General features: G+C 40.9%; 4 protein-coding genes. 2 read left to right on the top strand and 2 right to left on the bottom strand.

Going from position 1 to position 7,894, the window contains the following annotated elements; translation table 11 throughout:
* Positions 1–82 precede the first annotated feature (82 nt).
* A complete protein-coding gene (locus E5A76_RS05325; RefSeq protein WP_161118318.1) occupies positions 83–1,057 on the bottom strand; it encodes a zinc transporter ZntB in 975 nt (324 codons plus the stop codon).
* Between the two features lie 123 nt (positions 1,058–1,180).
* Positions 1,181–2,041 carry an AraC family transcriptional regulator gene (locus E5A76_RS05320; protein ID WP_107167349.1) on the bottom strand — a complete coding sequence of 287 codons (861 nt, stop codon included), beginning with the start codon at positions 2,039–2,041 and terminating at the stop codon, positions 1,181–1,183.
* Positions 2,042–2,164: 123 nt separating this feature from the next.
* Between E5A76_RS05320 and E5A76_RS05315 the strand changes: the two genes are divergently transcribed.
* A complete protein-coding gene (locus E5A76_RS05315) occupies positions 2,165–3,553 on the top strand; it encodes an MATE family efflux transporter (protein ID WP_161118317.1) in 1,389 nt (462 codons plus the stop codon).
* A gap of 323 nt (positions 3,554–3,876) precedes the next feature.
* Positions 3,877–7,761 carry an ATP-dependent RNA helicase HrpA gene (gene hrpA, locus E5A76_RS05310; protein ID WP_316247320.1) on the top strand — a complete coding sequence of 1,295 codons (3,885 nt, stop codon included), beginning with the start codon at positions 3,877–3,879 and terminating at the stop codon, positions 7,759–7,761.
* Positions 7,762–7,894: the final 133 nt, after the last annotated feature.

Here is a 7,894-nt window from a genome sequence, read left to right as displayed (position 1 = left end):
TAATAATATTTTTATTTAATCAAGTATGAAATTGACAATATTGAATTACATAAGTGTGATTTATTTAATTGTCATTATTAATTTATATCCATTTTTTTCGATAAAAAAGCACTAGTTGCAAAATTAACACACCAAATAATAGGCCACAGAAAATAAAAAATGCCCAATGATATTGTGCGCCAGGAATTCCGTCTAAGTTAACGCCTAATAATCCTGTTAGAAAGCCTAACGGTAGGAATATTGTGGTAATTAATGAGAGAAAATATAATCGCTGATTCAAGGCTTCAGATTGTAAACTCATTAGTTCTTCTTGTGTCACGTTCGCACGTTCGCGAATGGCATTTAAGTCATCTAAGACATGGATGAGCTTTTCATTCACTTCATGGATTTTCTGTTTATCAGAAAGACTTAACAATGGGGTATCAATGGTAAGCAATTTAGCAATAGCATCACGTTGCGGGGTGACATAACGGCGAAGATAAACAGTTTCACGTCGAAGCACGGCAATGTTATTACGTAAATTTTCATCACTGTTGTTCATCACTTGATCTTCAAGTGCCGTCAGTCTGTCATCTAATGTGTCGATGACTTCCATCTTATTGCTGGTTAAGTGATCACATAGGCATAAGATGAATGCCCCAATGGTTTTTGGTCCAAAGCCGCCAACGATATGTGCAGATACACGATCTAAAGCGCGAACAGGGCGATCAGATGTCGTGATAATCATATTCTTAGTGTAGTAACCACGAATGGAAACCATTTCTGCTGGTACGTCAGAAGGTGTATTAGATTCGATATCGATCCCACGTAATGAAAGAAAGAAGCCTTCTTTGGTTTGATTCAGGCGTGGGCGAATACGGCGTGTAGTGAGTGCATCTTTTTCGATGTCAGGTAGAGCACTGCTTTGGATCCACGCAAGGGCATCTGGGTCGGTATAGTTGAGATGTAACCACAGCAAGCCATCATTACTACTCCATTGATTAATGTGTTCTAGCGTTAAAGGCTTTGATGCATTGGTGGCATCAAGTTGGTAACTATAGATAAAGCCGTTTTTCATAGATCACCTGTTCCTCTAACAATGTACGTGTAAGCAATAACTATCTAATGGTTATTAGCTTAACTGATATAAGCCTTTGTTAGAAAAAAATTCTAATAATCTGCTTGTTTTTACAGGTTTTGTTTACTTTTTAGACTGAAATTGACCACGGAACTGTCGAGGTGTAAAGCGACTCCACGCTTTAAAGCGAGTACTAAAGTTGGTGGGGTTAGGGTAGCCACATAAATCACTGATATGTTGAATAGACCAGTTTGTAGTGGTTAATAAACCTGCCGCATGCTCCATTCTAATTTGTGTTAAATGTGCGATCGGGCTTTGCTGAAAATATTGCTGACATAAACGATGAAAGTGAGGTTCAGAACAAGGGTACATTTTTGCTAAGTCACTAACTTGCCAAGGATGGTGAAGCTGACTTTTGGTTTGTTGAAAGACATGCTCTAAGCGAGTGAGGGCTTTAGGGGCATATGATGTAGAACGATTTTCTACCAATAAGCAAATTTGTTCCGTAATGCTTCGGCATAATGCATCTCCTAAAGGATAACGAAAGCTTAAGGCATCATTTAAACAGGTGATAGTTTTAAATAGTAAATCACAAGATTGTGATTCATTGTAATAAATATCATGAGGCAAGCTTTTATCCCAATGACTATTACTTTCAAGCATTACCCATGCAACATCCCATTCTAATGCTTCGTTATCTTCTGGATTGATAATAAAGCAGTTCTCTTGTGCTGGTGGAATATAAATAACACTGCCAGCTTCAAGCGGCCACTCTTTCTCTGGGGTTTTTATTAACCCTTTTCCTTTTGTGGTATAGAGCAACATATACATTTCAGGATTGCGTCGGTAAATACTGAACGCTTCTTTGCCGTAATTTATGCCACATTGAAGGATTTTGTGTCTTTCCAATTCGATTGATTGGAGCTGATCAATAATGATGGATTGGCATAATGGCGAAATTGTAAAAGTTTCTATATTACCCATAGTCAGCCTGTTAAATAAAAAGTTGATAGTTTGGCAAAGGTTTTTGATGGCTTAGAATAAACGCCTTTTGCCAAGGCTAGGTATGATCGCTCTCACAGTAAAACAAATACATAGGTGGCGATCATGCAACAGTGGCGAAGCTCAGTAGATAAAACATTTTGGCAAAAAACATGGCGTTTAGCTTTGCCTGTATCGTTACAGTCAATGCTATTTGCTGTCCTCGGTTTAGTTGACGTTATTATGGTGTCACAACTGGGTGAGGCACAGGTAGCAGCGGTTGGTATTGGTAACCGAATTGTATTTTTCAATTTCCTATTGATTGTGGGTGTTAGCGGTGCTGTAGGTGTATTAGCTGCACAGTATTTTGGCGCGGGTAAGATGGAAGGGGTTAGACGTACCTTATTACAATCTTGGGTATGCGCTATTTTATTAACTTTACCTTTTGCTGTGGCATATCGTGTATTTCCAGAGCAGATTGTCTCACTGGTCAGTGATGATCCAAGCTTTGTGAAACACGCCCATGATTATTTATACATATCGGGCTGGACAATTATATTTGTTGCTATTGTTGTTCCGTTGGAATCTGCATTACGTGCCATCGGTGAGGCTAAGATGCCTACTTATGTTGGGCTGTTGGCAGTGGTTGTCAATGCTGTTTTAAATGCATTACTTATTTTTGGTTTATACGGTTTTCCTGAAATGGGGCTAGCAGGGGCTGCATTAGGTACAACCATTTCTCGAACAGCACAAACCGCAGTTTTACTCATCGTCACTTATATTAGTTATAAAAAGGTACTGCCTAAAGCTGAAGATATTGAGCCTGCACGAACACCTAAAGCGAGAAAACGTTATTTTACTGTAGCGTGGCCAATGATCATTCATGATGGTGCGTGGGCAATGGGTGTGCTGGTGTATAGCGTTATTTTTGCCAAATTAGGAGTGACAGAGCTGGCAATTATCAGTTTGTTATCTCCAATCGAAGGAGTTTTGATTTCTGCTTTCTTTGGTTTTTCAGTGGCAGCAGCAACCATTCTTGGTCATGAGTTAGGGGCGGAAAACTATCAACGGGCGTTTCATCAATCATGGTCATTTCTCGTTATCAGTGTATCGATAGCGTTCATTATGGGCGTTTCGATTTGGTTCTCTAGTGGGCTGGTGGGAGAGTGGTTAGCAAAAGCCAATACACCTAATTTGGATCTATCACTCAATGTGACGTTGGTTTTAGCATTAGGTATGTTTTTAAAAGTGTTTAATATGGTGGGTATTGGTGGAGTATTGCGTAGCGGTGGCGACATTAAATACAGCATCTTTATCGATATATTTGGTCAATGGGGCATTGGTATTCCTTTAGCGATATTAACTGGGCTGGTACTTGGGTGGCCATTACACTGGGTTTTAATCGCAATTTTAGCTGAAGAAGTCGTGAAAGTAGGGCTTACAACCTATCGTATCTATGGACGAAAGTGGTTGAAAAACTTAGTTAATGAGGATGAAGAAGCAATAGCGGCTTAACATTAATTGTTCTGAAATCGCCCTTACATATTGAAGCCTCGAACTTGTTATTTATTGACTAAGTTTGAGGTTTTCACCTGTTTACTTACCATAATTAGCGTAAATTTATCCATTCTTTTCCATCTTGGGTTTAATGCTCATCATTACGCCCTAGTAATTGTCTTTTAAGCTGCTCTCACACCGTTTCAATTGTGATAGAATTAACAAAAATTTCGAATTGCCAAGTGATACTGAGCAAGTTTTCATCATGATGTTCTCGGTATCCATTAGTCATTGAAAAGACAGGAATTACATTGAGTCAGTTGAATAATACTCAAGCAGACGTGTTGAATAATGAAAAAACATTAAAGTCTGCGATAAAAGATTGCATGATGCGCGATCAGTTTCGTCTATACAAACGTGTACAAGGCGCATCAAAAATTAAAAACGAAAAATCCAAACATGCGGTATTTGATGAGATTGCAGTAGATATTGCGAAATCAATGCAAACTGTTGAGCGTCGTCGAACCCAGCGTCCAAAAATCATTTACCCTGCACAGCTGCCAGTAAGCCAAAAGAAAGATGAAATTGCACAAGCGATTTTAAATAACCAAGTGGTAATTGTGGCGGGTGAAACAGGTTCTGGTAAAACGACCCAGTTACCTAAAATCTGTTTAGAGATCGGTCGTGGTACCCACGGCATGATTGGCCATACTCAGCCTCGTCGTCTTGCTGCACGCTCTGTTGCTTCTCGTATTGCAGAAGAAATGGAATGTGAAATGGGCTCGCACGTAGGTTACAAGGTACGATTTAACGATCAAGTCTCTGAGCATAGCCATGTGAAGTTGATGACAGACGGTATTCTGCTGGCTGAAATTCAACACGATCGCTACTTAAATCAGTACGACACCATCATTATCGATGAAGCCCACGAACGTAGCCTAAACATCGATTTCATTATGGGTTACTTGCGTGAGTTATTGCCAAAGCGTCCTGATCTAAAAGTGATTATTACATCGGCAACCATCGACCCTGAGCGTTTTTCTAAACACTTTAATAATGCACCCATTATTGAAGTGTCAGGCCGTACGTACCCAGTAGAAGTGCGTTATCGCCCAGTAGTTGAAGATGGTGATGATACCGATCGTGACCAATTAGATGCGATTTTCGATGCGGTTGATGAACTGTGTGATGAAGGTGAAGGCGATATCCTGATCTTCATGAACGGTGAGCGTGAAATTCGTGATACAGCAGATGCGTTAGAGAAACGTAAGCTGCGTAATACCGAAATTTTGCCACTGTATGCACGTTTGTCGGCAGGTGAGCAGAATAGGGTATTCCAATCGCACTCAGGTCGTCGCATTGTACTTTCTACTAACGTGGCTGAAACCTCACTTACTGTTCCGGGTATTAAATACGTTATCGACCCAGGTACAGCACGTATCAGTCGTTATAGCTACCGTACCAAAGTACAACGTCTTCCTATTGAGCCGATTTCACAAGCAAGTGCTAATCAGCGTATGGGTCGTTGTGGTCGTGTTCAAGAAGGTATCTGTATTCGTCTTTACTCTGAGGAAGATTTTTTATCGCGTCCAGAGTTTACCGATCCTGAAATTCTGCGTACTAACCTTGCATCTGTAATCCTCCAAATGACCTCGATTGGCTTGGGTGATATTCAAGCTTTTCCATTTGTAGAAGCGCCGGATAACCGTAACATTCAAGATGGTATTCGCCTACTTGAAGAGCTAGGGGCGATTAATGCTAAAGCTACGGATCCGAAAAAACGCTTAACAACAATGGGTCGTCAGTTAGCACGTTTGCCAATTGATCCTCGTTTAGCGCGTATGGTGTTAGAAGCACCTAAGCATGGTGCGATACGTGAGGTGATGATCATTGCGGCAGGTTTGTCGATCCAAGATCCTCGTGAGCGACCATCTGATAAACAACAACAATCGGATGAGAAGCACCGTCGTTTTAATGACAAAGATTCTGACTTCATTGCTTTTGTAAACTTATGGGATTACATCCAAGAGCAGCAAAAAGAACTGTCTAATAACCAGTTCCGCCGTTTGTGTAAGAAAGATTACCTAAACTATTTACGTATTCGTGAATGGCAAGATATCTACTTCCAAATCAACCAAGTGATCAAAGAGCTTGAGTTGAAACTCAACGGTAACGAAGCTGGTTACGACAGTATTCATATCTCGCTACTAAGCGGTTTACTTTCTCACATTGGTATGAAAGACCAAGAGAAAAACGAATACCAAGGCGCACGTAATGCACGTTTTAACATCTTCCCTGGATCGGGCATTTTCAAGAAACAACCGAAATGGGTGATGGCTGCTGAGCTGGTGGAAACATCACGTTTATGGGCACGTGTTGCAGCGAAAATCCAACCTGAGTGGGTTGAGCCATTAGCAGGACATTTGATCAAACGTAGTTATAGCGAACCGCATTGGGAGAAAAAATCCGCTGCTGTTCATGCGTTTGAGAAAGTCACGATTTACGGCATTCCTGTTGTTGCTAAACGTAAAGTGAATTACGGCAGCATCGATCCAACACTATCTCGTGAGATCTTTATCCGATCTGCATTGGTAGAAGGAGATTGGGAGACACGCCATAAGTTCTATCATCAAAACCGTAAATTATTACGTGAAGTAGAAGAGCTTGAGCATAAATCCCGTCGTCGTGACATTCTGATCGATGATGATGAACTGTTTAACTTCTACGATCAGCGTATTGGTTTAAAAGTCACCTCTGGCCGCCACTTTGATACGTGGTGGAAACAGGCATCAAAAGAAAACCCAGAGTTATTAAACTTTGAGCGTGAAATGCTGTTCCGTGGTGATGCAAGCCATGTTACTGATTTGGATTATCCAAACTTCTGGTATCAAGGTAACTTGAAGCTAAAACTAAGCTACCAGTTTGAACCGGGTGAAGATAACGATGGTGTGACCGTACATGTACCATTGGCTATTTTGAACCAAGTTCAGCCTGATGGTTTTGATTGGCAGATCCCAGGGTTACGTCATGAACTGATTGTGGCACTGATCAAATCATTACCAAAGCCGTTACGTCGTAACTTTGTGCCTGCACCAAACTATGCTGATGCGTTCTTAGCTCGTGTTAAGCCAATGGAAGCGCCATTGCTAGATTCACTAGAAAAAGAATTGAAGCGTATGAGTGGCGTGACGATTGTGCGTGAAGATTGGAACTTAGATCAGATCCCTGATCACTTGCGCATTACTTATCGTGCAGTGGATCACCGTAATCGTAAGTTACGTGAAAGCAAAGATATCTATGGCCTGAAAGATAACTTGAAAGAGAAAGTTCAAGAGACGTTATCGCAAGTTGCTGATGATGATATCGAGCAAGATGGTTTGAAAACATGGAGCTTTGGTGCGCTACCTGAGCGTTACCAACAGAAACGTGGTGGCTTTGAAGTTAAAGCGTATCCTGCGCTGGTGGATAACAAAGACTCTGTTGGTATCAAACTGTTTGAAACCGAAGAGCAGCAACATAATGCGATGCAAGCCGGTCAACGTCGTTTGATTCTGCTTAATGTACCATCGCCTATTAAGTATCTGCATTCAAACTTACCGAACAAATCGAAACTAGGTTTGTACTTCAACCCGTATGGTCGAGTACTGGATCTTATCGATGATTGTATTGCTTGTGGTGTTGATAAGCTGATTGAAGAAAAAGGCGGTTTAGCATGGCAGCCTGAGTCATTTGAAGCACTGAAAGAGTTTGTTCGTGCAGAGCTTGGCGACACGGTAGTAGATATTGCTAAACAAGTTGAAGCGATTTTAACCACAGCATTTAATATCAGTAAGCGTTTGAAAGGGCGTATTGATTTGAATATGGCATTTGCGATGTCAGATATCAAAGCGCAAATTGAAGGTTTGATCTTCAAAGGCTTTGCTACTGAATGTGGTTGGAAACGTCTGCCAGACATTCTGCGTTACATGCGTGCCATTGAGCGTCGAATGGAAAAACTGCCAATCGATCCAAACAAAGATCGTGTACATATCCTGAAGATTGAATCAGTGGTGAATGACTACAAAGAGCTACTGAACAAGATCCCGAAAGGGCAACCAGTACCAGATAAGGTAAAAGAGATCCGTTGGATGATTGAAGAGCTTCGTGTGAGCTACTTTGCGCAACAATTGGGTACGCCATATCCAGTGTCTGATAAGCGTGTGCGCAACGCGATTAATGAGTGTTAACTAGCACACATTAAATCAATGAAAGCCGACAGTGTGAGAGCACTGTCGGCTTTTTTATACATTAAATTTAGTAATCGCTGTTTTTATTATAAATATTTCATATAACGGCTTGAGGTAATGACAAAAAAATGAC

It is taken from the genome of Photobacterium lucens (genome assembly GCF_009873615.1).
Lineage (GTDB): Bacteria > Pseudomonadota > Gammaproteobacteria > Enterobacterales > Vibrionaceae > Photobacterium > Photobacterium lucens.
The sequence above is the reverse complement of the archived record's forward strand: the minus strand, read 5'-3'. Positions and strand labels throughout refer to the sequence as shown.

What these genes read in the sequence shown, in the direction of transcription:
- E5A76_RS05320 (WP_107167349.1), bottom strand. Translation starts at nt 2,041, where the DNA reads ATGGGTAATATAGAAACTTTTACAATTTCGCCATTATGCCAATCCATC.
- E5A76_RS05315 (WP_161118317.1), top strand. Translation starts at nt 2,165, where the DNA reads ATGCAACAGTGGCGAAGCTCAGTAGATAAAACATTTTGGCAAAAAACA.
- E5A76_RS05325 (WP_161118318.1), bottom strand. Translation starts at nt 1,057, where the DNA reads ATGAAAAACGGCTTTATCTATAGTTACCAACTTGATGCCACCAATGCA.